Annotated in this window: 24 protein-coding genes, 1 tRNA gene and 1 other RNA gene; 9 read left to right on the forward strand and 17 right to left on the reverse strand. The window is 53.2% G+C overall.

Annotation, left to right across the window (positions count from 1 at the left end; genetic code table 11):
* Positions 1 to 2: 2 nt before the first annotated feature.
* Positions 3 to 506 (reverse strand): DUF3426 domain-containing protein, encoded by a 504-nt coding sequence (locus FJ147_04720; GenBank protein ID MBM4255184.1) that lies wholly within the window; start codon positions 504 to 506, stop codon positions 3 to 5.
* A 30-nt stretch (positions 507 to 536) separates the two neighbouring features.
* Positions 537 to 2669 carry a CBS domain-containing protein gene (locus FJ147_04725; protein ID MBM4255185.1) on the reverse strand — a complete coding sequence of 711 codons (2133 nt, stop codon included), beginning with the start codon at positions 2667 to 2669 and terminating at the stop codon, positions 537 to 539.
* A 130-nt stretch (positions 2670 to 2799) separates the two neighbouring features.
* Between FJ147_04725 and FJ147_04730 the strand changes: the two genes are divergently transcribed.
* From FJ147_04730 to FJ147_04755, 6 genes are all read left to right on the forward strand, one after another.
* Entirely contained in the window at positions 2800 to 2997 is a 198-nt protein-coding gene (locus FJ147_04730) for a 30S ribosomal protein S21 (GenBank protein MBM4255186.1), read from the forward strand.
* 133 nt (positions 2998 to 3130) lie between these two features.
* Complete coding sequence (locus FJ147_04735) at positions 3131 to 4921, forward strand: DNA primase (protein ID MBM4255187.1); 1791 nt, start codon at positions 3131 to 3133, stop codon at positions 4919 to 4921.
* 48 nt (positions 4922 to 4969) lie between these two features.
* Positions 4970 to 5043: transfer RNA gene (locus tag FJ147_04740), tRNA-Met, on the forward strand.
* Between the two features lie 60 nt (positions 5044 to 5103).
* Positions 5104 to 5847 (forward strand): hypothetical protein, encoded by a 744-nt coding sequence (locus tag FJ147_04745; GenBank protein MBM4255188.1) that lies wholly within the window; start codon positions 5104 to 5106, stop codon positions 5845 to 5847.
* A 12-nt stretch (positions 5848 to 5859) separates the two neighbouring features.
* Positions 5860 to 6247, forward strand: an RNA gene (gene rnpB / locus FJ147_04750) — RNase P RNA component class A.
* 47 nt (positions 6248 to 6294) lie between these two features.
* The gene (locus tag FJ147_04755) at positions 6295 to 7800 is read left to right on the forward strand and encodes a TolC family protein (protein MBM4255189.1); all 1506 of its coding nucleotides are present in this window, start codon (positions 6295 to 6297) and stop codon (positions 7798 to 7800) included.
* Here the strand turns inward: FJ147_04755 and folE are convergent.
* From folE to FJ147_04785, 6 genes are all read right to left on the reverse strand, one after another.
* On the reverse strand, positions 7791 to 8426 hold the full coding sequence (folE, locus tag FJ147_04760) for a GTP cyclohydrolase I FolE (protein MBM4255190.1): 636 nt from the start codon (positions 8424 to 8426) through the stop codon (positions 7791 to 7793). The genes FJ147_04755 and folE overlap by 10 nt on opposite strands.
* 69 nt (positions 8427 to 8495) lie before the next feature.
* Positions 8496 to 10100 carry a methylcrotonoyl-CoA carboxylase gene (locus FJ147_04765; GenBank protein MBM4255191.1) on the reverse strand — a complete coding sequence of 535 codons (1605 nt, stop codon included), beginning with the start codon at positions 10098 to 10100 and terminating at the stop codon, positions 8496 to 8498.
* An 87-nt stretch (positions 10101 to 10187) separates the two neighbouring features.
* Entirely contained in the window at positions 10188 to 10691 is a 504-nt protein-coding gene (locus tag FJ147_04770; GenBank protein MBM4255192.1) for a nitroreductase, read from the reverse strand.
* A 129-nt stretch (positions 10692 to 10820) separates the two neighbouring features.
* Positions 10821 to 11750: an LLM class flavin-dependent oxidoreductase gene (locus FJ147_04775; protein ID MBM4255193.1), complete on the reverse strand. Its 930-nt coding sequence runs from the start codon at positions 11748 to 11750 to the stop codon at positions 10821 to 10823.
* 67 nt (positions 11751 to 11817) lie between these two features.
* Entirely contained in the window at positions 11818 to 12399 is a 582-nt protein-coding gene (locus FJ147_04780) for a hypothetical protein (GenBank protein MBM4255194.1), read from the reverse strand.
* Between the two features lie 57 nt (positions 12400 to 12456).
* Complete coding sequence (locus FJ147_04785; protein ID MBM4255195.1) at positions 12457 to 13104, reverse strand: histidine phosphatase family protein; 648 nt, start codon at positions 13102 to 13104, stop codon at positions 12457 to 12459.
* 103 nt (positions 13105 to 13207) lie between these two features.
* Between FJ147_04785 and FJ147_04790 the strand changes: the two genes are divergently transcribed.
* Complete coding sequence (locus FJ147_04790) at positions 13208 to 13480, forward strand: hypothetical protein (protein ID MBM4255196.1); 273 nt, start codon at positions 13208 to 13210, stop codon at positions 13478 to 13480.
* A gap of 15 nt (positions 13481 to 13495) precedes the next feature.
* Here the strand turns inward: FJ147_04790 and FJ147_04795 are convergent, their stop codons facing one another.
* Positions 13496 to 14269: a cyclase family protein gene (locus FJ147_04795; protein MBM4255197.1), complete on the reverse strand. Its 774-nt coding sequence runs from the start codon at positions 14267 to 14269 to the stop codon at positions 13496 to 13498.
* Positions 14270 to 14556: 287 nt separating this feature from the next.
* Between FJ147_04795 and FJ147_04800 the strand changes: the two genes are divergently transcribed.
* Entirely contained in the window at positions 14557 to 15354 is a 798-nt protein-coding gene (locus FJ147_04800; GenBank protein MBM4255198.1) for a hypothetical protein, read from the forward strand.
* A gap of 19 nt (positions 15355 to 15373) precedes the next feature.
* On the opposite strand, the gene FJ147_04805 is transcribed toward FJ147_04800, so the two are convergent.
* From FJ147_04805 to FJ147_04820, 4 genes are all read right to left on the reverse strand, one after another.
* Positions 15374 to 15613, reverse strand: coding sequence for a hypothetical protein (locus FJ147_04805; protein MBM4255199.1), 240 nt, complete (start codon positions 15611 to 15613; stop codon positions 15374 to 15376).
* An 86-nt stretch (positions 15614 to 15699) separates the two neighbouring features.
* On the reverse strand, positions 15700 to 16707 hold the full coding sequence (locus FJ147_04810; GenBank protein ID MBM4255200.1) for an NAD-dependent epimerase: 1008 nt from the start codon (positions 16705 to 16707) through the stop codon (positions 15700 to 15702).
* Between the two features lie 31 nt (positions 16708 to 16738).
* A complete protein-coding gene (pgsA, locus tag FJ147_04815) occupies positions 16739 to 17350 on the reverse strand; it encodes a CDP-diacylglycerol--glycerol-3-phosphate 3-phosphatidyltransferase (protein MBM4255201.1) in 612 nt (203 codons plus the stop codon).
* A 30-nt stretch (positions 17351 to 17380) separates the two neighbouring features.
* On the reverse strand, positions 17381 to 18280 hold the full coding sequence (locus FJ147_04820) for a lytic transglycosylase domain-containing protein (protein ID MBM4255202.1): 900 nt from the start codon (positions 18278 to 18280) through the stop codon (positions 17381 to 17383).
* A gap of 107 nt (positions 18281 to 18387) precedes the next feature.
* Between FJ147_04820 and nadB the strand changes: the two genes are divergently transcribed.
* Complete coding sequence (nadB, locus tag FJ147_04825; GenBank protein ID MBM4255203.1) at positions 18388 to 19980, forward strand: L-aspartate oxidase; 1593 nt, start codon at positions 18388 to 18390, stop codon at positions 19978 to 19980.
* A 9-nt stretch (positions 19981 to 19989) separates the two neighbouring features.
* On the opposite strand, the gene FJ147_04830 is transcribed toward nadB, so the two are convergent.
* Genes FJ147_04830 through purS form a run of 4 tightly spaced genes read right to left on the reverse strand, consistent with a single transcriptional unit; the run spans position 19990 to position 24685 of the window.
* A complete protein-coding gene (locus FJ147_04830) occupies positions 19990 to 21438 on the reverse strand; it encodes an amidophosphoribosyltransferase (GenBank protein MBM4255204.1) in 1449 nt (482 codons plus the stop codon).
* 56 nt (positions 21439 to 21494) lie between these two features.
* Positions 21495 to 23741, reverse strand: coding sequence for a phosphoribosylformylglycinamidine synthase subunit PurL (gene purL / locus FJ147_04835; protein MBM4255205.1), 2247 nt, complete (start codon positions 23739 to 23741; stop codon positions 21495 to 21497).
* An 8-nt stretch (positions 23742 to 23749) separates the two neighbouring features.
* On the reverse strand, positions 23750 to 24433 hold the full coding sequence (purQ, locus tag FJ147_04840; protein MBM4255206.1) for a phosphoribosylformylglycinamidine synthase subunit PurQ: 684 nt from the start codon (positions 24431 to 24433) through the stop codon (positions 23750 to 23752).
* 6 nt (positions 24434 to 24439) lie between these two features.
* On the reverse strand, positions 24440 to 24685 hold the full coding sequence (gene purS, locus FJ147_04845) for a phosphoribosylformylglycinamidine synthase subunit PurS (protein ID MBM4255207.1): 246 nt from the start codon (positions 24683 to 24685) through the stop codon (positions 24440 to 24442).
* Positions 24686 to 24688 lie beyond the last annotated feature (3 nt).

The following is a 24688-nucleotide window of genomic DNA, read 5'->3' on the forward strand; positions in this document are numbered from 1 at the left end:
CCTTACCGAATCTCAAGAAATCGGACGCGATACGAACGGAACTCTGGCGCGTCTGACTTAAAGAAGAAGAAGCGGAATCCCTCCTTTGCTCCGGCTGGTAGTTGTTCAATTTTCATATCCGCGAGCGTTTTCTTGCCGTTTTCGTATTCTTCTTCACGCAGAGCTTCGGCTTTGCGATTATAGCCAAAGTCGCGAAGCACTACGGTGCCATCCTTGTTCAATAATTCAAATTGCATCTTTACATAGGTGAGCGGCTTGCCTGACGTATTTTCGAACTCCCCGGCGATGAGAAAGAAGGACTCTCCACCCCCCCCGCTCCCGAAAAATGCCCCCCATTCTCCACGGTGGGTAATGACCTGAATGCCAGCTTCTGGAAGAACAACGAGTGAACCTGAAACTGGTGCCACCGCGTCAGGAAGTTGGGGAACATCAAGCGCATTGGCGAGAGGCAGCGGAAACGACAGCCAGGTCAGCGACCAGACCACGGCAACGACGGATGCTTTCATGAACCCTCCTTGGTAGGTAAACTGAAGATGTCATTTGGCAAGCTCGCGAGTTTGTCCAATTTCGCTCGCTTCTAACCCGGGCACGACAGATGGCGACTCGCCCATCTCAGCGATGAACCGTTGAATGTCAGCCGGTCGACCGACCAACACGAGCTGGTCGCCGACTTTGAGAGGTTGGTTGGGATCAGGAAATTCATCAGCTTCTCCTGTACTGCTATGCTGGATCGCCACCACGGTGAGGTGGAATGTAGAGCGCAGCGCAATTTCTCGCAGTGTCTTCCCCGCGTAACGGCGCGACACTGGTACAACTTCGACAACATAAGAATGTGGCAGACGCACTTGTTTATGAACACTGCTTTGCTGTTGTTCGCTTCGCAGACTCAACCCGAGATATTCGTGGCGAAGAATCTCACGATGGTACAGATCAAGAACATCACGCTGGGAGATGATACCACACAGCTCACCCGTTGGGGTAAGCACTGGAAGATGCTCCTGCTCGGTCTGCGTGAACTTCTCCAGGCATCGCGCTAATGCTTCTTCTTCACTTGTAGTGACGGAACAGCGATGTGCCAGGTCCTTGGCGATAATGAGCGCACGTAGCGTTTCTTCCTGAAAAAGGTCTTTGACGTCGTGAATAGAGACTTGGCCGAGAAGATGACGACGTTCGTCAACAACGAAGCAGGTTGGGAAATTGGTTGCGAGGAAATGACGGACGACTTCAGCAAATGGGGTTGTGTCTGAAAGAGTAGGGACTTCACGGTGCATGACTTGGCTCACTGTGAATGCTTGCATGAGGTTCTCTTCACGCCGATGAATATCAATTCCTCGACGGAGCAGTTGAATCGTATAGATTGACTCCATACGGAGGAGCTTCGCGACCAAGGTGCTGACCGAGCAACTCAGCATCAGTGGTAGAATGATGTGGTAGTCGCCGGTCAACTCGAACAGCAACAGAAATGCGGTAATAGGCGAGTGGGTGGCGCCTGCGAGAAATGCGGCCATACCAACTAGGGCGTAGCCGCCGCTTGGCGCGGTAATCGTGGGAAAGATTGCTCCAGCGCCAATGCCAATGAGCCCGCCTGTAATGGCGCCGAGATATAGTGAGGGGAGGAAAATCCCACCTGAGCCACCTGAGGCGAGTGTTAAGCTCGTCGCCAGCATTTTTATCGGCAATAGTAGTAAAAGCCACGTCCACGACAGACCGCCGCGCAAGATCTCGTCCATCGTGGCGTGCCCAACACCATAGATATGCGGCACGAAAATAATGGCGACACCGAGAATCAAACCGCCGAGGGCGGGTTTGAGAAGCGTAGGAAGCGAAAGTCGGCTCCAGGCTTTTTCCATGAGATCGAGGACAGCAATAAAAGCGACGCCGCCAAGTCCACATGCAATACCAAGCAACAGGTAAATGATCAGTTCCCATTCGCTGAGTAAAGTATACGCGGGAACCATAAACACCGGTTGGTCGCCGAAGTATGCTCGACTAATGACTGTCGCAAGAACTGACGAGAGGACAACCGGACCAAAGGAAGGCATGGCGAAATTACCCATGATCACTTCGAGTGAAAAAAAGGCTCCGGCAATAGGCGCGTTGAAAGCGGCGGCAATACCTCCGGCGGCGCCGCAACCGACGAGAATCGGAAGTCGGTGCGCGGGAACCTGCAGGAGTTGTCCTACTGCCGATCCCAATGCGGCACCGATCTGGACGATCGGACCTTCACGACCAACAGAACCGCCGGTGCCAATAGTAAGAGCCGAAGCAACCGACTTTACCGCTGCGACCCGTGGGCGAATCTTACCGCCGCGCAGCGTTACGCTCTCAATGACTTGTGGAACCCCATGTCCCTGAGATTCGCGAGAAACGAGATAGACCAACGGAGCAACAAGCAGGCCGCCCAACACTGGAATCCAGAAGACACGATACCAGGGGAGCGTAGGCAACACGTGGAGAGGAAAATCGGTTGACCCAAGAGCCAGCCATTGGACGAGAGTAATCAGCTCAGTAAAGAGGATTGCCCCACACCCGGTGACCACGCCAACGAGTGATGCCAGCCCCATCAACGAGAATGGTTGGTGTCGATCAAATTGCTCACGAAAACGATCAAATGGCGATGGTGTCAAGGAAGACGTAAGAGGCTCTCTTCTCGCTAATGGCTGAGTCAAGTCCTTACCCAGGGGGGGTACGTGCTGTCAAGTCGCCGATTTTTCATGCCTTGACTTTCACTGGGAAACCTCTAAGTTGACCAATGGCCACCTAAAGGTCAATGCCTGCCTGAGAGGGGGTGAACGCTGCATGGCAGGAGTCCGCGTCAAAGACAGTGAACCGATCGAAAGTGCGATTCGTCGCTTCAAAAAGCAATGTGAAAAGGCTGGGATTCTGCAAGAGCTGAAAAAGCGCGAGCACTACGAGAAACCGAGTGTCCGCCGCAAACGCAAAGCCATTGCCGCTCGTAAACGCGCATTGCGCCGCGCCAGCCGCTCATTTTATTAACCGACCATAATGACGAGGTGCCTGTTGGAGGCACCTCTGTTCTATTTCTCCCTCCCTTCGTAATTCTGGGATAGACGCTTTCGTAGATTCGCGGCATAGATAATGTCTGCGGACCGCAGATTGTTTTGTTGCTATGGCCGAACGAATTCCAGAAGCGACGCTGGCCGAGATTCGTGCTCGGGTCAGTATTGTCGAAGTTATTTCTGCCCACGTTGCTTTGCGCAAAGCTGGGAGGAACTACACCGGACTTTGCCCATTTCATGGTGAGAAGACTCCTTCCTTCAGCGTGAATGAAGAAGGTGGGTTTTTCCACTGTTTTGGGTGTGGTGTAGGTGGCAATGCCTTTACGTTTCTCTCACGAGTCGAAGGCATTACGTTTCCTGAAGCCGTACGACGCCTTGCTGCCAAAGCGGGTGTCGCCCTGCCGCAAGCGGAGCGTGACCCACAGGCCCAAGAGCGAGCACGTCTCTATCGTATCAATGACATTGCTGCCACATACTTCCAACGTTGCCTGTGGGGGAATATCGGTGAGAGCGCCCGTCGCTACGTGGAAGAGCGCGGCATCAACAAAGACATTGCCGAGCGGTTTCGGTTGGGTTTCGCGCCGCCTGGACGAGATGGGCTCGTCCGCTTCCTTACCATGCAGAAGGCGCCATTAGACAAAGCAGCAAGCCTTGGACTGATTGGCAAGCTAGATGATGGAAGATTCTACGATAAATTCCGTTACCGCCTGATGTTTCCTATTACCGACATTGTTGGGCGGATTGTCGGTTTCGGTGGGCGCTTGATGCCGATGGCACAAGCGCAGACGACCAACAATGGACAAACGCGGACGTTGCCCAAATATCTCAACTCTCCGGAGTCAGCAATCTATAAGAAGAGCACTTTGTTGTATGGTCTGTTCCAGGCCAAAGACGCGATGAAGAAAAATGGTCGCGCAATTTTGGTTGAGGGATATATCGACCTGCTCGCGCTGGTGCAAAATGGGCACGAAGAAACCGTTGCGGTGTCAGGAACAGCCCTCGGTGCGGCGCAACTCAAAGCGTTGCACAACTTCATTCCTGAAGTCTACATCCTCTTTGATGGTGATGAAGCTGGGAGGAAAGCGGCAACTCGTGCATTCCCTTTGTGTGTGGAAGCCGAGTTGCGAGGGCGAGGTGTCTTCCTGCCACAAGGAGAGGATCCGGATACCTTTGCCCGTAAGCATGGCGAAGACAAATTGCGTGAGTTGATCGATCACGCTGAACCCTTGGAAGATTTCTATTTTGCTCGTCATGCACCACAGCCCGGTGCGACGGCGTTCCAGAGAGCGCAAGCTGCACGTGAGGCAATGGGGGTATTGAAGACGATGACCGATGTTGTTGCCCGTGGAGCATTATTGACTCAAATTGCCCAGCGGTTTGGCGTCAGTGAAGAAGAGTTGCGACGAACCGCAACGATGCAAGACTCCAACCGCTCTGCAGGACCGAAGAGCCCGGTCGTGCCAGTACGGCAAGAACCGCAAAATGCGATCGCTACCGCAGAGACAGAATTGCTGCAGTTGATGTTGGTCGATCGCCATGCTGCACTGCATGTTGCGCAAGAAGGAATTATTCCTGCATTTCAACATTGGGCACACCTTGCTACCGAGGTTGTCTCTGCCTGGCAAAATAGTGACATGCTCGACCTTGGCGATTTTCTTGGTCGGTTACCAAAAAGTGTAGCTGATCGGGTGACACGGATGTATGCTGGTGCGAGCAATGATCGTGAAATCGAAGCACGTCAACAGATGCTCCTCGATTGTATTGCCAAGATTCGTAATGTTCAGAAACGTGCGGAACGTGACCGGTTACGACAGGAACTTCGAGAAGCCGAACAGCGTGGCAATGAAGAAGAATTACGTACCCGGTTACAGCACTTACAACGGCGCGATAAGCAGGAATAGGAAAAACTAAACGGCTATGATATGAACACCGGCTTGGTAATAGTAATTGGGCCCATAGCTCAGATGGTTAGAGCTGCCGGCTCATAACCGGCTGGTCCCAGGTTCGAGTCCTGGTGGGCCCATTTGTGAGAGGGGTGCCTCGTCGCCCGTGATGTGAATCCAAAGGACGAAAGGAGGCTTCGTTGCCCACACCGATCGAGCTGTTAGCAGCTCTACAAGAAATCGACCAACGTTTACGCCAGAAAGAAACCACGCTTCAAGAGCTCCGACAGCAGATTACTTCCATTGCCGGTGCAGTCGAAACGAAAGAACAAGAGGCTGCCACTCAACAGCTCCGCCTCAATGAACTCGAATCCCGTCATCGGGAAGCTGAGTCCCAACTCAAAGAAGAAGAGGGGAAAATCAAAGAGAAACGCGTACGACAAAATCGCATTCGTAATGAGCGCGAACTGATGGCAGTGCGACGCGAAATCGAATTGATGAAAGAGGCGAATGAAAAAATCGAGGAGCAGGGAATTCAATTACTGGAACAGATTGAACAAGAGAAAGCTCGCTTGACGCAGACGCAGAGTCAGATTGAAGAACTCAAACAAAAGATGGTGGAAGAGTCTAGCCGAGTTGAGACCCACATTGCCAGTCTCGAACAGGAGGCACAACAGGAACGAAACGAGCGAGAGAAGTTCACCCGAGAAATTGATGCTGATCTGTGCGCGCGCTACGAGCGGATTTTTGCCAAGCGTGGTGGAGTTGTCGTCGTCGAGATTCGCTCCGACACGTGCCAAGGTTGCTACATGCGAATTCCTCCCCATATGAGCAATCAGATTCGCAGTAGTGTGCAAGTCAACGCGAATACGATTTTTCACTGTCCGCATTGCGGGCGTATCCTTCACTGGCGCCCAACCCCAGAAGGAGAGCCAAACGTCTAAACTGAAGGAGTGAGAGAAGATTAAACGGTCGCGTACCTATACATACGAGGAAAGTCCGGACTCCACGGGGCAGGATGGCTGTTAATGGCAGCGCGTCGCGAGGCGGGGAAAGTGCCACAGAAAAGAGACCGCTTGAGCGCCAGGTTCACTTGGCATTCAAGTAAGGGTGAAAAGGTGAGGTAAGTGCTCACCAGATTCTTTGGAGACAAAGAATGCTCGGTAAACCCCATCTGGAGCAAGACCAAACAGGAGGGAACCTGTCCACAGGTAAAAGCCGCCCCGCTTTCCCCTCCGGGTTCGGTCGCTTGAGCCCATCGGCAACGACGGGCCTAGAGGAATGACCGTTATCTCTTCTTGTTACGAAGGGAAACAGAATCCGGCTTACCGATCTTCTCTCACTTCTCTCGTCTTGTTCTTTAGCCTGAGTCATTCTTGAGGAGGGCATGTATGCCTGAGATGTGTCCCCCGTTGGGACAATTGCTATGGAAGTGTGAGTCTCGCTGGCTGTCATCTATCGTTCGCATGCGTATTCTACCGCCTCTGCGGGTAGCCACAGTCGTTCTCCTGCTACAGTCGGGAATCGGTGAACCTCCTTCCGCTCTCGCAGCTGACCCCGGTGTGAACCCCCCCGCTCAAGGAAGTGAGTCAGCTTTGGCTGAGAGCGAGGAAAGTGGCGATCAGGTTTTGAGCCTAGAGGAAGCCTATCGCCTCGCCCTTGGCAACGAAGAGCAAGTAAAAATTGCCGAGCATGAACTGACGAAAGCGCAACTGCTTCCCTGGCGAGCTATGACGCTCCTCTCTCCACGAGCGGCGATTGATGGGGTGTTCACTCGCAATAAAGAGGAAATCGCCTTTGTACGACAAGGAGACAACACTGGTGGGGGCGGATCAACGCCGAGTCCGTTTGGTGGTACGACGTCCGTCATTCGTCCGCTGGAAAGCTGGCAAGGCAACTTTGTGGTGACGCAGCCGATCTTTCAGCCGTCATTTTTGCCAACCCTGCGACTGGGAAAAGAGGCGGTCAAACAATCGGTCCAACGCTATGGACTCACTATTCGTGAAGTGCTCTTCGGCGTGGCACGGGCATATTACGATGTCCTGCGCTCGCGAGAACAGGTGCGGGTCGCTGGAGATACGTTACGGTTGACGAAAGAAGAACTGAAGCAAGCGCAAGCTCGCTTTCGTGTCGGGGAAGTGACAAAAACCGATGTCTTACGTGCGGAGGTCGAAGTGGCTCGCGCTGAACGTACGGTCATTGCGAACCAGAATACGTTGCAGTTGACACGCGCGACTCTCGTACGTGTTGTTGGGGTACCTGGATTTGTTCGCGTGGTTGAACCTACCCCGCCGACTTCTCGTGGAGAGCGCTATGATCAGTTACTCGAAGATGCGTTCTCTCGGCGCCAAGACATTCGTGCTCAGGAATCTGCCGTGGAAATCGCCCGAGAGCGTAAAAACCAAGTGCTTGCACGTTATTTCCCCAGCATTAATACACAGTGGAACTATCCACGCCTTGATACACCGACATTTGCCAATCGGGACAAATTTTGGGTGCTGACGCTCAACTTTCAGGTGCCGTTGTATGATGGCGGGGTCAGGGAGTTAGATCTTCAAGAACAGCAAGAAAATGTTGCGCAAGCCGAACTGCAACTGGCGCAACTCAAAAAGAATGTTGGCATTGACGTTCGGCAGGCGCTCCTCAATGTCGAGACGCTTGAAGCGACGCTGGAAACCTTGAAAAAAGAAGTCTCGCTTGCGCAGGAAAACCACCGTATTACATCGAAGCAATACGGTGTCGGGTTGGCGACCAGCCTTGATGTCAACACTGCGCTGAACACATTGACACAAGTGCGCACGCAATTGATTGATCAAACCTATGCCTATCAAGTGGCGCTGTTGGCGCTTGATCACGCGACTGGGCTGTTTGCCCAAGCGTACATTCCTCAGCGGTGAGCGCCGTTGACCAACGTAATGAATTCTTCCCGTGTCGCTTGATTGCTACGAAACACGCCAAGCATCGCACTCGTGGTGACGACCGAATTCTGTTTCTCGACTCCACGCATGCGCATGCATAAATGCTCTGCTCGAACGATGACACCCACGCCGCGGGGGTCGAGTTCTTCCATGACGGTGGTGGCGAGTTGGGTGGTTAAGCGTTCTTGGACTTGCAAGCGACGCGAATAGACTTCTACCAGGCGTGCAACCTTACTGAGGCCGACAATGCGACGCTTGGGAATATACGCAACGTGCGCACGACCATAGAACGGCAATAAATGGTGTTCGCACAGCGAGAAGAAGTCGATATCCTTCACTAAGACCATCTCCTGATAATCTTCGGTAAACATTGCCTGGTTAATGACAGCTTTCGGATCTTCGTCATAACCCTTGGTGAGATAGGCATAGGCGCGTGCGACTCGGTCTGGCGTCTTGACGAGCCCTTCGCGGTCTGGGTCTTCGCCAATATATTCAAGAATGCGTCGAACGCTTTCCACGAGACCGCCGTGCGCCTCAGCGGCGTTCCTGAGCGCGACGCCTTTGTTATTACGGACACTTCCTTGTTCCCCACGTTTGTTCCTCATGGACGCTATTTCTCCTCACACGCAAGTATTTTTTTCTTATGGCTGACTCTATGAGCGAACCCTAGAGCACTACATGCGGAATACACCCACCTTGTGATCAGGAATTGGTGCATTGAGCGACATGGCAATGCTCAGGCCCAGTACATTGCGCGTCTCACGTGGGTCGAGAATTCCATCGTCCCAGAGTCGTGATGTTGAATAATACGGGCTGCCTTCTTCTTCGTACTTCGCCAGTGTCGGAGCCATGAACGCTTTCTGTTCCTCAGCGCTCATCGTTTGGCCTCGATCCTTTAACTGTTGCAGTTTCACCGTGAGTAAGACACCAGCCGCCTGTTCTCCGCCCATGACTGAGATGCGCGAATTGGGCCACATAAATAACAACCGTGGCGAATAGGCGCGACCACACATGCCGTAATTGCCCGCACCGTTTGACGAACCGACGATAACGGTGAACTTTGGCACCTGGGCATTGGCGACGGCATGGACCATCTTCGCGCCATCTTTGGCGATGCCTCCTTGCTCGTACTTTTTTCCGACCATAAACCCGGTGATGTTCTGCAAGAAGATGAGTGGGATCTTACGTTGACTACAGAGTTCGATGAAGTGCGTCCCCTTCAGCGCAGACTCAGAAAATAACACTCCGTTATTCGCGACAATGCCGACAAGATAACCATGAATTCTCGCGAAACCAGTGACGAGCGTCGGGCCGTAGCGAGCTTTGAACTCATGAAACCGACTGCCATCAACGATTCTGGCAATGACTTCGTGGACATCATATGGGACCCGAGTGTCACGCGGTATGACTCCATATAATTCTGCCGGATCGTACGCTGGATCTTCTGGTTCTTCACGGTCAAGGGGAAATTTACGCGCGAGCGGTAGGTTGGCGAAGATCGACCGTGCGATATCAAGTGCATGCTCATCGCTATCGGCGAGGTAGTCTGAAACGCCGGACAGCCGTGTATGGACATCACCGCCCCCAAGTTCCTCGGCGGTCACTTCTTCCCCGGTTGCCGCTTTCACCAGCGGTGGACCAGCCAAAAAGATGGTGCCACGCTCACGGACAATAATACTCTCATCGGCCATCGCTGGGATGTATGCGCCACCTGCTGTGCACGATCCCAACACGACGGCGACTTGCGGGATGCCCATTGCCGACATGCGGGCTTCATTAAAGAAGATACGGCCGAAATGCTCGCGATCAGGAAAGATGTCAGCTTGATAGGGGAGGTTGGCACCACCAGAGTCGACGAGATACACACACGGTAAGTGATTCTCTTGCCCGACTTCCTGGGCTCGGAGATGTTTCTTTACAGTAAGAGGATAATAACTGCCACCTTTGACCGTGGCGTCGTTGGTCATGATCACGGCTTCGCGACCATGAATAACACCGATGCCAGTGACGATACCTGCCGATGGTGGATCATCATACATCCCGTACGCGGCAAGTGGCGAAAGTTCGAGAAACGGCGTATCAGGGTCGATCAATGCTTCGATTCGTTCATGCGCAAGCAGTTTCCCTCTCTCTTTGTGACGTTTGCGAAATTCTTCCGGCCCACCGAGGCGGGCTTTGGCAATTTCTTCTTTTAGTGTAGAGACCAGGCCCTTCATGTGGTCAACATTGGCCTGAAACTCTGGGGTATTGGTGCGAATTTTGCTCTCGATACGTTCCATAGAAACAGAGGCTCGGGGTTAGGAGCTAGGGGCTAGTTTTCAAATCCTAACCCCTAATCCTGAATTCCCAAATCCCAACTCCTTAAATTAGAATGATTCTCCGTATTTCTCGCGGAATGCGACTTTGCTCAATCGTTTTCTGACTTTCTTTTGCTGTTGTTCTGCATCGGTGGGATAGCCGAAAGGAATCACGGTGGTAAGTTCTGCCTCTTCGGGAATACCCAAGAGTTCTTTCACTTTTGGTCGGTCGATGCCGCCAACCCAACACGAGCCGATACCTTCAGCCCACGCTGCCAGCATTAAACATTCAACCGCACGGGTTGCATCGATGTATGGATTTTTTGCTCCTTCAATGGCAACGGCAATCGCCAGTGGTGCATTGGCAATGTAGGGGCCTGATGACGCGAGCGCGCCAATTTGTTTGATGATGTCACGGTTCTGAACAACCACGAACCGCCACGGTTGGCGATTTCGCTGCGAGTGTGCCTGCCGTCCGGCTTCGAGGATTTTCTTGATACTCGCCTCTGGGATCGGGTCAGGCCGAAAGTCGCGAATGGCTATGCGGGAACGAATTGCGTCTAAGACATTCATAATTAGTTATGCGTGATGAATGATGAGTTGCGGAAAGTCCAGAGTCAAAAATCTTGACGAGACATTGGTTGACGTAGTCTTATTTTTAGATCCTGGACTCTGGACGGCTCCTTTGCTTTTTGCTTTCTCCTAAGAGAATTGTGGGACTAGGTCGCGCCCATACGTCTCAATCTGTGAGACTAGATCCTCTGGCGGTACGATCGGCCACAGCACGAACTTGCTACACCCTGCATCGATATATGAGCGAATTTTGTCGATGCAATCTTGCGCGGAACCGATTGCACAACGCGCGGGCATTGATTCTGCCGGCAGCGCAAAGCCTTTGAAGAACTGCTGGGTGATCTCTTGGGCTCTGGCCTTGTTGTCGCTAATGTGAGTGAAGATCAGGACGCCAGCTTCACGCGGATTCATCTCGCGCCCGTATTGCCGCCCATACTCCATCAGTTTAGCCAAGCCTGACTGGAAATCCTGTGGCGTGACAAACGATGGAAACCAACCGTCACCATACCGCGCAGTTCGCTTGATCGCTAAGTCTGAATTACCACCGATCCACACATCTAGTGACCCTTTGGCTGGACGTGGTTCAATGGTCACGTCGCTGAACTTATAAAATCTTCCTTCATGTGTGACATTCGGACCAGCCCACAATTTCCGCATGACCTGCACGCCTTCTTCCATACGCTTGGCACGTTCGTCCGGGTTGATGCCACACGCGATACTATCGCGTGGATCACTGCCAAGACCGACCGCCATAATCACGCGATTACAGCTGCCGGTAATGTAGTCGAGGGTGGCATAGGTTTTCGCCACCTGTACAGGATCGCGAGCGGGAAGCGTCAAGACACTTGGCCCCATTTTGATTTTTTTCGTCCGTGCCGCAAACATCGCCATGACACAGTTGATATCGAGGTCAGGAATCCGCGAGACGATATGGTCAGAGAGCCAGATGGAATCGATACCGACAGCTTCTGCTCGTTCGGCGTAATCGCCAATAGTTGCCGGGCTCGGCATGCCTAACCGCCACAGACCGAAGCCAATACCGATCTTGATGCCACTCATGAGCGCTCCTCCCTTGGGTAAACTGGCGGCACTGTACCAGAAAATGCGCCAGAGAGGGAAGAGATGGTCATCCCAGACCAGCTTGGACGAATTCAAGCGACACCGATTCGAACGTCACGGAAGTGCGGATTGCGATTGTGTCACGCACCGCGAAGGTTCCCACATCTTGTGGTTGTACGTTGACGTCGAGTTTTGCGGTCAGGAGTCCTGCCGGTCCTTTCGAAAGGACGAGATAGCCATTGCCAGTGGTACTGAATATCCCTTCGCAACGATCGACGCCATGTATTCTCCCTGCGGAGTAACGAAGCTGGACGTTGAGCCCTCCGATCTGGATGGGAGAGTCAAATTCGGGATGGTCAATTGCGATACTGAGGGTCTCGTACGTATCATCGTCATCTCGCCACATGCTGAGCCGGTCCCATTTGCGAACGATAAGGACCAACTTTCCTCCTTTGGTCAGCTGGTGACTTTCGCGTAAGAGTTGCTGACATTCTTGCGGGTCCCACCCACCAGTCTTTTGCATTCTCAGGTGGGGAGGGAAAACAAACTGTGATCCCTTCACATAATACAATCGTTGCCCAGCCGTATGGGAGAATACCGCAGCAACACCAATAAGGACCAAAATGAAGCCAACCAGCAATCGATTCATGACACTCCTACGTATTCAGAGGAAGAAAAACGCAAGAGGCGGATTCTTCAGCTCTTACTAGTAGGGCGGACGAACTGTCAAGTGGTGACAGTCATTGAGTGATGATAACACCCACGACGAAAATAACCCAAACGGGGTGTAGGTGAGCACGCTGATAGAGGCAAGATCGATTTTCAGTCGATGGATATGCGCAAGGCCAAGGCCCAGCGCAGCGCAAATAATCGCCGCAATAGTCATGGTATGACTGACCACCGCAACAGCACCGCCGGGGTTGCTTTCTCGCAACTGCTCAATCACTGCCCAGGCGCGTGTTTGCAGCAGTTGTAGTGATTCTCCTCCAGGTGGTGCCACGTCTGCCGGGTCTTGTACCCACTGTTGAAAATACGATCGATGACTCCCGAGCAGCTCGGCGCGCGTCAGTCCCTCTAACTGGCCCTGATGCCACTCACGCAGGGCGTCGTGCGTTTCGACCGCAAGCCGATGCGGAGCGGCGATGGTTGTCGCCGTGTGGTAGCTTCGTTGTAAGGGACTGGTCAGAACAAGGCTCAATGGCTTTTCGGCCAATGCTGCCGCGATCGCGTGTGCTTGTTGCTGCCCTTTTTCCGTCAAAGGAATATCTGTGACGCCCTGACAGCGACCCTCTCGATTCCATTGGGTTTCGCCGTGACGAATCAAATAGACAGTGACACGCTGATCACGAGGCATGGCAAACTCGTAGCATGTGAGGCAGAACACGCAAGCGCCGATGCTGGACCTCGCTCCTGGGAATCTGCTACTCGTAAAGAAAGGGCAGAAACCCGGAGGTCACATGAGTCCGCAAACGGAGATGGAATCAGTACTCAAGCAACTTGAAGACGAATACCGCTTTTGGATGGTTGAAGCGCTGAAGATGGGACGTGGGATCGAGCTGATGGAAGAAGAGATTCAGGGCCACGACAGCGAGTTAGGCGCGGATCGCGTTGCCGATCTCAACCGCCGCCTGTCCTATGTACGAGAAAAACACCACGACCTCGAAGAGCGAATTTTTGCGATCCGGCAGAAGATTGAGGAGTTGCGCAAGCGGATCAAGGGGATGCAGTAAATTAAGGTTCTCAAGTTACGGCAGAATCGCAATGATGCGAGCCGGTCCGCCCGAACCTTTGGCAATCTTCATCGGCAGGGCAATCAACGTCGCCCCTTTCGCCGGGAGTTTCTCCAGGTTCGCGATATTTTCCAAGCCAGGTTTATTCGCCCCGTTGATAATCTGATGCACGATAAAGTCTTGAGATTGGCCGTAGTCGATGCTCGGGGTATCGATGCCGACGGCATCGATCTCTCGCTGTGAGACAAGAAAGTCAGCCGCCTCACGTGAAAAGCCTGGGAAATGGAGGTTCTCGGTATCGCCAGGCTTATCAGTGCCCAGGACACGTTTCTTGTCTGGCCAGCGCTCGCCCCAGCCACTGAACATCAACACGATCGCTCCTTTGGGCAAACGACCATATTTTTTCTCCCACGCTCTGATGTCATCAACTGTGAGGCGATAATCGGCGTCTTTGTTGACCTGCTCGTGGACGTCGATCACGGCTGCAGGGCCGATCAGCTGCTGAACCGGTACCTCATCTGCTGCACGTTTCCCTTCGGAGAAATGAATCGGTGCATCCATATGCGTGCCACCATGCTCAGCCAGACACACGTTGTTTGCGGCATACCAGAAGCCACCAGCAGTCTTGGCGGCTGAGACGATGTCTAAGTGAAACGGCTTCGCTGTCGGCCAGTAGATGGTGTGCTCGTCGAAAGAGTAGGTAAGGTCGATGACTTTCTTTTCGTCGATCATGTGTGCATTCACCACACCGACCCACAGGAAAAAGCCAAGCGCGCGAGTAATTTTCATGCGGTGCACCCCTAACCTAATACCGTGTCTCATAACTTCGTGAGCAGTTGTAGGGCGTGCGAAGCGCGCCAACTGACTGGCGCGTGGTACGTGCCCTACGATTTCACCGCTCATGAACTTGCGAGATACGGTACTAATGATAACGGAGAGACTATAGCCCTTCTTCCTCCCAAGTCCCAAGTCCCTAGCCTCAAGCCCCTGGGCTGCATGCGCATTGACAAACAGGCCGAGACAACCGGATAATCGCGCACGCTAAAAAGTCAACGACGAAAAGGCGAAAAGGACAGATGGCAACGAACAACGAAAACAGTCTGGAAAAAGCTCTCAACCGAACCGAAGCTGACGCCGAGGCCGCGTGTAAAGCGGCGACCGCTGCCCTACGCGCGATGAAAAAAATCCGCTCTGCGGCACAGGAGGGAAATCTACGGGAATTACGACGTACCCTTGAAACCGCGGGACAAACAATTTCCGAACTTGAACAGCAGTTCGCCACTGCCAAAACTGGCTGGAATTTTGATGAAGAAACCCACATGAGTGATGGTTCTTTTGTCGCTGAGGTGCTGGCGACGGCCGCCGATGCTGGTGTGCATATGTATGAACGTGATGAACGATTATACTGCTATCCGTCGTTGATTCGTGTGCTACCCAATGATCGTTCTGTGGTCATCGATAAGACGCGTGAGCGGCGCATCCGACCGTCGGTGCTCGTGCAACACCTGCACAAGCTGCAAAATAAACCTGTCCGCTTTAAGGCTGAGGCGTTTTTAGAGTCGCTCTATGATGCCTACACTACAGCTGTGAAGACGCGAGACAAAGAACGGCAAAGCTCGGACGCGATTGTTCCGCTGGTGGAAATTTACAATCTCCTCACGTTACTACCAGGACAAGCAAAGGAATATGCACGCCCAGAATTTGCTCGCGACTTATATCTGTTGGATGAGAGTGGCGTGAACGCAGCGCGTAGTGGTGCGGCGATGAGCCTCCATCCTGCGAGAGGGAACGAAGCGGCGAGTAAGGTCATCCATCTTGTGACGAAAGATGGCCGCGCCAAGACGTACTATGGGATTTCGTTTGCGAGTGATTAACGAGGAGACAAATTCATGTTCATCGTCCGTCGTCCCCATACATGTCCTCACGGCGGAAGGTACTCTCTTCAGGCCAGGCTTCCCACTTCCAGGAGGCGAGTCTTAACGGAGGTTTGGGGAGCCGTTTCGGAGAGGGACTCGTGCCATTGGTATCGATTACCACCACCACCCGATGTTCTCCTGGCGTGATGTCCGAGGGCAAAGTAATCGCCAGTTTGCCGTCTGACGTGACGACGGCGGTCGTTTCTATGGTTCGCATCGCTTCCTCTCATGACAAATGAGGATGCGTCAACCGTAACGACAAAACGTTTCCCTGTCTATATGTTTTCGTCAGCGCGGATGGTGTCACACTTTGTAATAGTTGCGATACCACTCAACAAAGCGCGCAATACCGACAGTGATTGGTGTGGCTGGTCGGAAGCCCACATCACGCATGAGATCGTCGACATCCGCAAAAGTTTCCGGGACGTCCCCTGGTTGCATCGGTAGCAAGCGTTTGTCTGCTTTGCGACCAATGCAGTTTTCTAACACGCTGATAAATTCCAGTAATTCAACTGGCTGGTTATTGCCGATGTTGTAAATACGATAGGGGGCCTTACTCGTACCTGGATCAGGCTTCATGCCAGACCACGCTGGATTGGGTTGGGGGATGGTATCGAGCACGCGAATGATTCCCTCAACGATGTCATCAATATAGGTAAAGTCGCGCCGCATTTTCCCTTCATTAAAGACCTCGATCGGTTTCCCCTCAAGAATTGCTTTGGTGAACATAAAGAGCGCCATATCGGGGCGTCCCCACGGACCATACACGGTAAAGAAGCGCAGACCAGTCGTTGGTAACTGGTAGAGATGGCTGTACGTATGCGCCATTAATTCGTTGGCTTTCTTTGAAGCCGCGTAGAGGGACACCGGATGGTCAACGTTGTCATGCACGGAAAACGGCATCTTGGTATTCGCGCCGTAGACGGAACTGCTTGAGGCATACACGAGGTGATGAACTTTGTGATGACGACACCCTTCGAGGATGTTCATAAACCCGACAAGATTGCTTTCGACATAGGCATGAGGGTTCGTCAGCGAATAACGCACTCCAGCTTGCGCAGCGAGATGCACGACACGCTCTGGGTGATGGTGAGCGAATAGCGCTTCCATGCCGGTGCGATCAGCTAAGTCGAGTTCTTGGAATTGGAACCGCGGATGCTCTTGGAGGTGGGCGAGGCGGTCCTGTTTCAAACGCACGTCGTAGTAGGTGTTAATGTTGTCTAGCCCTACGACGGAATCTCCGCGAGCAAGCAGGCGTTGGGCGACATGGAAGCCGATGAAACCTGCCGCTCCAGTAACAAGAACGTGCATGGGATGCTCCTTTGAGGGTAACAAACGCTGACTAGCTGCGTACCTCTGCCTGACCGGGAGGAGAAGTATCGGAGGGGGAGGAGAGGGAACGTTTGGCTCGTACCTGGCGGAAGACCTTGAGGTGGTAATCTATCCCAGACCAAAGGCTGAGCACTAATGCGATCCACAAAAAGTACATGCCAAAGACGTAGAAGTCGATGAAGCCATAGCGGTAATGCAGGAGTAAGCCATGTAATGCAAACATCTGGAAAATCATTTTGTATTTTCCTAATTCTTCCGCTGCCAGGACGATGCCTTCGTCAGACGCAATAGCACGGAGCCCTGTGACCGCGAACTCGCGTGCAATGAGAACAACAACCAACGCTGCAGGAACACGAGGCGTGCGATCAATGGCAGCCAACATAATCAGTGCCGCCGCAACAAGGAGTTTATCGGCAAGAGGGTCAAGAAACTTACCGAGATTGGTAATCACCCCTTGGCGGCGAGCGAGGTAGCCGTCGAAGTAGTCGGTGATGCTTGCGACAAAAAAGGTAATAGCAGCGAAAAGGCTGGACTGCTGACTTGGGTCGGTCAGAAAATAGACGAGCGGCGGGATCAACGCGATACGCAACAAACTCAGCAGGTTAGGCAGGGTCGCCACCAATGGAGCCCTGGAATAGCGATTCGCTCTCGGTTACGCCGGTGGGCGTACGAGGGTACTACGTTCTCGGTATGCTTCACGGAACCGCAATACTTTACGAACGTACTGTTGTGTTTCTTGATAAGGGGGAATGCCGTTGTACTTGCTCACCGCCCCGGCTCCCGCGTTATATGCTGCTAGTGCCAAGGTGACGTTCCCGTCATATCGCTCTAGGAGGAGGCGAAGGTGACGAACCCCACCCTCAATGTTCTGACGTGGAGAATGGATATCCGCTACTCCGTGGTCTGCAGCAGTCTCGGGCATTAACTGCATCAATCCACGCGCTCCGGCACGAGAAATTGCCCACGGGTTAAAGGCTGACTCTGCTTTGATGACTGCTTTTACCAACTCAAATTCTACACCATAACGCGCACAGGCTGCCCGAATCAGTCGGTCAAAGTCTGCGCTCTCTTTGCTCGTCATGCGACTCACATATGGCTGGAGGAACAAAAATGGGCGATAGCCAGGTTGATTCGGTACGTTGGTAAAGAGAAGGGTCCCTTGTTTATTCCGATACACATGAATCGGGGCAGTCGTCCGAGAATCATGGACGTAGCGTTTTGCCTCCCAGCGACCTGACAGGTCTTTGCGAACGTCGATGATACGTCCACCGAAGGGAGAAGCGCCGTCATTACTAGTCAGGCCATCTCGCTCTTTCCTTTGGCCTTTTGCTCGTACGTTGCGGAGGGAGTCTGCGTTTCGCTTGTAGCTCGATTTGTTCGTTGCAGAAATCCTCGCTGATCGAGAGGATTGGTTGGTGATATACAATACCCCGTTGCTCCCACGGTACACACGGATGTCCGCGGTAGCGACACCATCTCCTGTGAGAGGAGAGCCCATGACGAGTAGCATGCCACACAGGCCTGCGACCCCTTTCCCGATATGCTTACACATAAGAACTCTAAGATAAACGATTTTTTCCTACCTGGTCAAATCCCTCGACCGCCTTGACTCGCCCCCCTCGAACGTGCCAGCAATGAACACCCACATGAAGTGAAACTATGAGTCAAAGTGATTTTCTCATTATCGGAAGCGGAATTGCTGGCCTCAGTCTCGCCCTCAAAGCTGTCAAAAGCGGATCAGTCACGATCGTGACGAAAGATCGGTTACCAGAAAGTAATTCTGCCTATGCCCAAGGCGGAATCGCTTCGGTCTGGAGTGAAGAGGATTCGTTTGCTGATCACATCCAGGATACGCTAACTGCTGGAGCAGGATTGTGTCACCGTGATGTTGTTGAGGCAGTAGTAACCGAAGGGCCTGACCGTATTCGAGAATTAATTGCTCTTGGAACCAATTTCTCGCGCAAACCTGGGGGAGAAGAGGCGGAGTACGATCTAGGCCTGGAAGGTGGGCATTCCTATCGCCGTATCCTGCATGCGGCTGATGCGACCGGACAAGAAATTATCCGTGCACTCATTGCTGCCGTGCGTCAACACCCTGAGATTACCATCTGCGAGAAACATCTCAGCATCGATCTCCTTACGACTGAGGGGCCGAGCGGACAGGAGTGCTGGGGAGCGTACGTTCTCGACCTCAATACTAATGAGGTGAAAACGCTCACTGCCAAGGTCACAGTCCTGTGCAGTGGCGGTGCTGGGAAAGTCTATCTGTACACGAGCAATCCAGATGTTGCGACTGGTGATGGCTTGGCGATGGCATACCGTGCCGGTGTACCGGTTGGCAACTTAGAATTCTTCCAGTTTCATCCGACCTGCCTGTTTCATCCGAGAGCAAAGTCGTTTCTCATTTCTGAAGCGCTACGTGGTGAGGGAGCACTTCTGCGGCGACCTGATGGCGTTCCGTTTATGAAGAAGTATCATCCGAGCGCTGAACTGGCACCGCGGGACATCGTGGCACGGGCAATCGACCAGGAGATGAAAACCCACGGGTTCACGAATGTCCTGTTGGATATTAGCCATCGTGACGCTGACTTCTTACGCAAGCGGTTTCCTGCAATTTCACAACGTTGTCTGGAGTTTGGCATTGACCTGACCAAAGAGCCTATTCCCGTAGTTCCGGCGGCCCATTATCTTTGTGGAGGGGTAGTGACGGATCTGCATGGAGCAACCTCCATCCGTCGCCTCTACGCGGCCGGCGAAGTGGCAATGACGGGACTGCATGGGGCGAATCGGCTCGCGTCGAATTCACTCCTTGAAGCAGTTGTGTTCGCGCATCGCGTCTCTCTTCACGCGGATACACTGTTACGTGCCGATCGTCGCAACGCGCCAACATTTCCTGTGTGGAACCCCGGAGAAGCAGTCAACAGCGATGAGATGGTGGTGGTGACGCACACCTGGGAAGAGATCCGTCGTTTGATGTGGAACTACGTTGGCATCGTTCGTAGTGACCGTCGCCTTGCCCGTGCCCAACATCGTATTGCCCTCATTCAAGAAGAGATTCGCGAGTACTACTGGAACTTCATTGTGACTGGCGATCTCCTAGAACTGCGTAATCTCGCCACGGTGGCTGAATTGATTATCCGTTGCGCAAGCCTGCGGCAGGAGAGCCGTGGGCTACACTCAACCTTAGATTATGCTCAGGCTGATGATGTGCACTGGCAGCATGATACGATCGTGCAGCTTGAACAAGCGTAAAATCTTTCGCTACCGCTCCAATTCCTGAAACAGCGGCAGTTGCCTTCCGCGCGGTCGTTCGCCGAGTGGGACTGGATACCGGCCAGTGAAGCAGGCGTCACAAAAACTACTGCCATCTTCCTTCAAGGCAGCATACATGGCTGCTTCATCCAGATACGACAGGGAATCCGCCGTCACATAACGACAGATCTCTTCGATACTATGTGATGAGGCGATCAGCTCGCGGCGAGTTGGTGTATCGACACCGTAAAAACAGGGACCAATTGTTGGTGGAGAGCTAATACGTAGATGAACCTCTGTGGCACCAGCGTTACGGATCATCGAGACGATTTTGCGGCTAGTCGTGCCGCGCACAATCGAATCATCAACCACCACGACGCGTTTGCCGCGGAGTACTTCAGGCTGGGCATTCAGCTTCACTTTAACGCCGAAGTGGCGAATCGACTCTAACGGCTCAATGAACGTGCGGCCAACGTAATGATTACGGATGAGGCCCATATCAAAAGGGAGCTTTGCTTCCTCTGCATAGCCGAGTGCGGCTGGCACTCCAGAGTCAGGGACAGGAATGACAAGATCTGCGGGGATACCTGCGGACCGTGCAAGTTGACGCCCGAACTCTTTCCGCGTCTCGTAGACACTCCGCCCATACAGTAGACTGTCTGGGCGTGAAAAATAGATGTGTTCAAACACACAACGCGATAACGGTTCGTGCGGGAAAGGCGAGATCGAGGTCATACCATGTGAAGCGAACGACAGCACTTCTCCAGGAGCAACTTCTCGTTCATAGGTCGCACCGATGAGATCCAGTGCACACGTCTCCGAGGTGACGACGTACGTATCCCTGCCACCTTCATGGAGGCGACCAAGCACGAGTGGCCGAAAGCCGTACGGGTCACGAACAGCGACCATTTCGTCTTCAGAGAGAAAGACAAGCGAATAGGCTCCCCGCACTTGCCACAGCGCTTCAACAATGCGGTCGACCAACTGTTCTCTCCGTGAGGCGGCGATCAAGTGAAGGATCACTTCGGTATCGACTCCGGATTGAAAGATCGACCCGCGCGCCTCCAGTCGAGCGCGTAAATCTTCTGCATTGACCAAATTCCCGTTGTGCGCGATTGCGAGCGAACCGTGGGTGTACTTCACAACCAGGGGCTGACTATTTTTCAGCACCGTGGTGCCAGTGGTGGAATAGCGATTATGGCCAATCGCACTAGTACCTTCGAGACGGCGAATGATCTTTTCGTCAAAAATATCGGCGACAAGCCCCATGCCACGATGGACGAGTAGGGTCTGGCTGTTCGAGGAGGCAATACCGGCAGACTCTTGTCCACGGTGTTGCAACGCATACAACGCCAGATACGCGAGGTTCGCCGCTTCGGGATGGCCATACACGCCGACCACACCACATTCTTCATGAAAGCGATCGAATTGTTCGTCCTCTCCGTGTTCGTGTGGCACGCTACCTCCTGTTTTTGGCTTTCAGCGTTCAGCTCGCAGCTTTCAGCACTGCCTCTTTACTGATTGCTGACAGCTGACGGCTGACCGCTCTCCAGTTGTCGTGCTAATGCCGTTCGCCATTCTTGTTGCAAATTTTGCACTGGAAGCTGCAGGCAATTGGTAATGACCAGGTCCGTTCCGCCTACCTCGCCTAACACAGTGTACGGCACCCGCTGTGCCTTTGCCCGTTGTTCGACTCGGGAGAGTGTGTGTCGTGAGAGCGAGATAATCACCCGCGACTGGCTCTCCCCAAACAGAGCGACATCGGGGCGTAGGGTCTCTGACAAGGTGACGCGTGCTCCGAGAGGTCCTTCCGGGCGAGTGATGCACGCTTCAGCTAACGCAACTGCGAGCCCTCCTTCTGCGACATCATGGGCCGAAGCAACCAGCTGTTCTTGTGCGAACTGCAAACAAAGATGCTGGAGCCGTTTTTCTTGATCGAGGTCTAACTGTGGAGGTATCCCGGCGGTCATGCCATGAATAGTGGCGAGATATTCACTTGCACCTATCTCATTATGCGTCTCTCCGAGTAAGACGATAAGGTCGCCGGGTTGCTTGAACCATTGTGTGACATGGTGTGTGACATCCTGGAGAATTCCGACACTTGCAACGGTTGGGGTTGGTGGAATCGCTCTGCCTTCAGTCTCGTTGTAGAAACTGACGTTACCACTAACGACAGCGACACCCAACGCAAGACACGCGTCGCGCATACCAGCGATCGCTTGTTGAAACTGCCACATCACCTCGGGTTTTTCCGGGTTACCAAAATTTAAACAATCGGAAAGTGCGACCGGGCGAGCGCCACTCACAGCGAGATTACGAGCGCCTTCAGCAACGGCAATTTGCCCGCCTCGATACGGATCTAACAAACAGTAACGGCTGTTACAGTCGACACTGATACCGACCCCTTTTGCCGTACCTTTTAAGCGGATGATAGCTGCATCAGACCCTGGCTGCACAACGGTGTTGCCGCAGACAAACGAATCATATTGCCGATAGACCCACTCTTTACTGGCGAGATTGGGTGATGCCAGTAAGCGTAACAACACCTGACCACAATCTGATGGTAAGGGAAGAGCGGCGAGGTCGAGTCGCTGACGCGCGGCAAGGTTCGCTGGTGGTGCAGTTGGCCGTTCGTAGACGGGTGCGTCGTCAGTCAGGGCAGAAACTGGAATCCGTACGACTTCTTCTCCGTGCCAGTGAGTACGAAAAAATCCGTCCTCCGTCACTTGTCCCACGACTTCAGCTTCGAGATCCCAGCGAGTGAAAATCGCTTTTACGGCCTCTTCATGTCCAGCTTTGGCCACGATCAACATGCGCTCTTGCGACTCAGAGAGAAGGAGTTCGTATGGGATGATGTCGGCTTCGCGAGTAGGAATGCGATCTAAATTGAGAAGGATCCCCATCCCGCCACGACCTGCCATTTCTACTGAAGAACTGGTGAGTCCTGCAGCGCCCATGTCTTGAATCGCGACGATGAGATCTTTTTGCATCAATTCAAGACAGGCTTCGATCAAGAGCTTTTCGGTAAATGGGTCACCTACTTGTACTGCGGGGCGGAGCTCTTCTGACTTTGCGTCGAACTCCCGTGACGCGAGAAGGCTTGCGCCGTGGATACCATCACGACCTGTGCGTGAACCTACATAGATAACGGGATTGCCAACGCCAGCGGCGCGCGCACGAAAGATGCGATCCGTGCGAACTGTACCCAACGTAAACGCATTGACGAGAATGTTGCCGTTATAGCCAGCATCAAAGGAGACTTCGCCCCCAACGGTTGGCACGCCAACGCAATTCCCATATCCACCAATGCCAGCGACGACACCTTTAATGAGGAAAGGGGTGCGGGGATGATCGACTGCGCCAAAGCGTAGCGAGTTCAGCGACGCAATCGGGCGCGCACCCATCGTGAACACATCGCGCAGAATGCCGCCGACTCCAGTTGCTGCACCGTGATACGGCTCGATAAAGGACGGATGATTGTGACTCTCAATTTTGAAAACGACGGCGAGGCCATCGCCGACATCGACAATGCCAGCGTTCTCGCCAGGGCCTTGGAGGATCTCAGGGCCAGTGGTGGGAAGCTGGCGGAGAAACTTGCGCGAGCTTTTGTAACTGCAATGCTCTGACCACATGACCGAGAACACGCCAAGCTCTTCAAATGTCGGCGTACGACCAAGATGGCCCAAAATGCCTTGGTATTCGTCTGTCGAGAGCCCGTGGTCAAGTGCGAGCTGGAGCGTAACCGTTGGTGTCTTATGCATGAGAGTGTTTAGCGAGCGAGGACTGAAAGAAAAAGTTTGCGTCCGTCTTCACCGCCAAGCAACGCTTCTACTGCGTGCTCCGGATGAGGCATCAAGCCGACAACGTTGCCTTTCGCGTTTGTCACCCCAGCGATGTTATGGAGTGCGCCATTAGGGTTGGCACTATCGGTTGTTTCTCCTGCTGCATTGACGTAGCGGAAAACAACCTGCCCATTATCTTCCAATGTTTTGAGCGTTGTGTCGTCAGCCACGTAACAGCCTTCGCCGTGCTTAATCGGGATGCGAAGCGTTTCGCCGACTTTGCAGCCTGCGGTAAAGCGTGTGCGCGTCGTTTCCACACGAATCCGTGTCCACTCGCAGATATAGGAAAGCGAACGATTGCGAACCAGTGCTCCGGGCAAGAGGCCAGACTCGCACAGAATCTGAAACCCATTACACATGCCTAATACCGGACCGCCAGTGTGAGCAAAGTCGATCACGCTTTGCATGATTGGTGACATCCGCGCGATGGCGCCACAGCGAAGATAATCACCGTACGAGAACCCGCCGGGTAACACGATTGCCTCAACACCTTGCAGATCGCGATCCTTATGCCACAAACTCACTGCTTGTTGTCCAAGGACGGCCTCAAGACTGTACAGTGCATCGCGGTCATCAAGCGAGCCAGGAAAGGTGACGACACCCCATTTCACTACGTACTACTCCTCAATTAGTTCAAAGCGGAAATCTTCAATGACCAGATTCGCTAAGAGACGGCGACACATTTCCTCAACGCGCTCTGTTGCCTGTGCGCGTGAGAGTCCTTGCAAGCGCACTTCCAAGTATTTCCCCATGCGCACATCCGACACTTCACTATAGTTGAGCGCGTGCAGGGAATGGGCAATCGCTTTGCCTTGCGGATCGAGAATGGCCTTTTTCGGTGTAACGTGGACTCGTGCCAGCATGAT

This window comes from Deltaproteobacteria bacterium, assembly GCA_016874775.1.
In the GTDB taxonomy this organism is placed as follows: Bacteria; Desulfobacterota; Binatia; order Bin18; family Bin18; genus VGTJ01.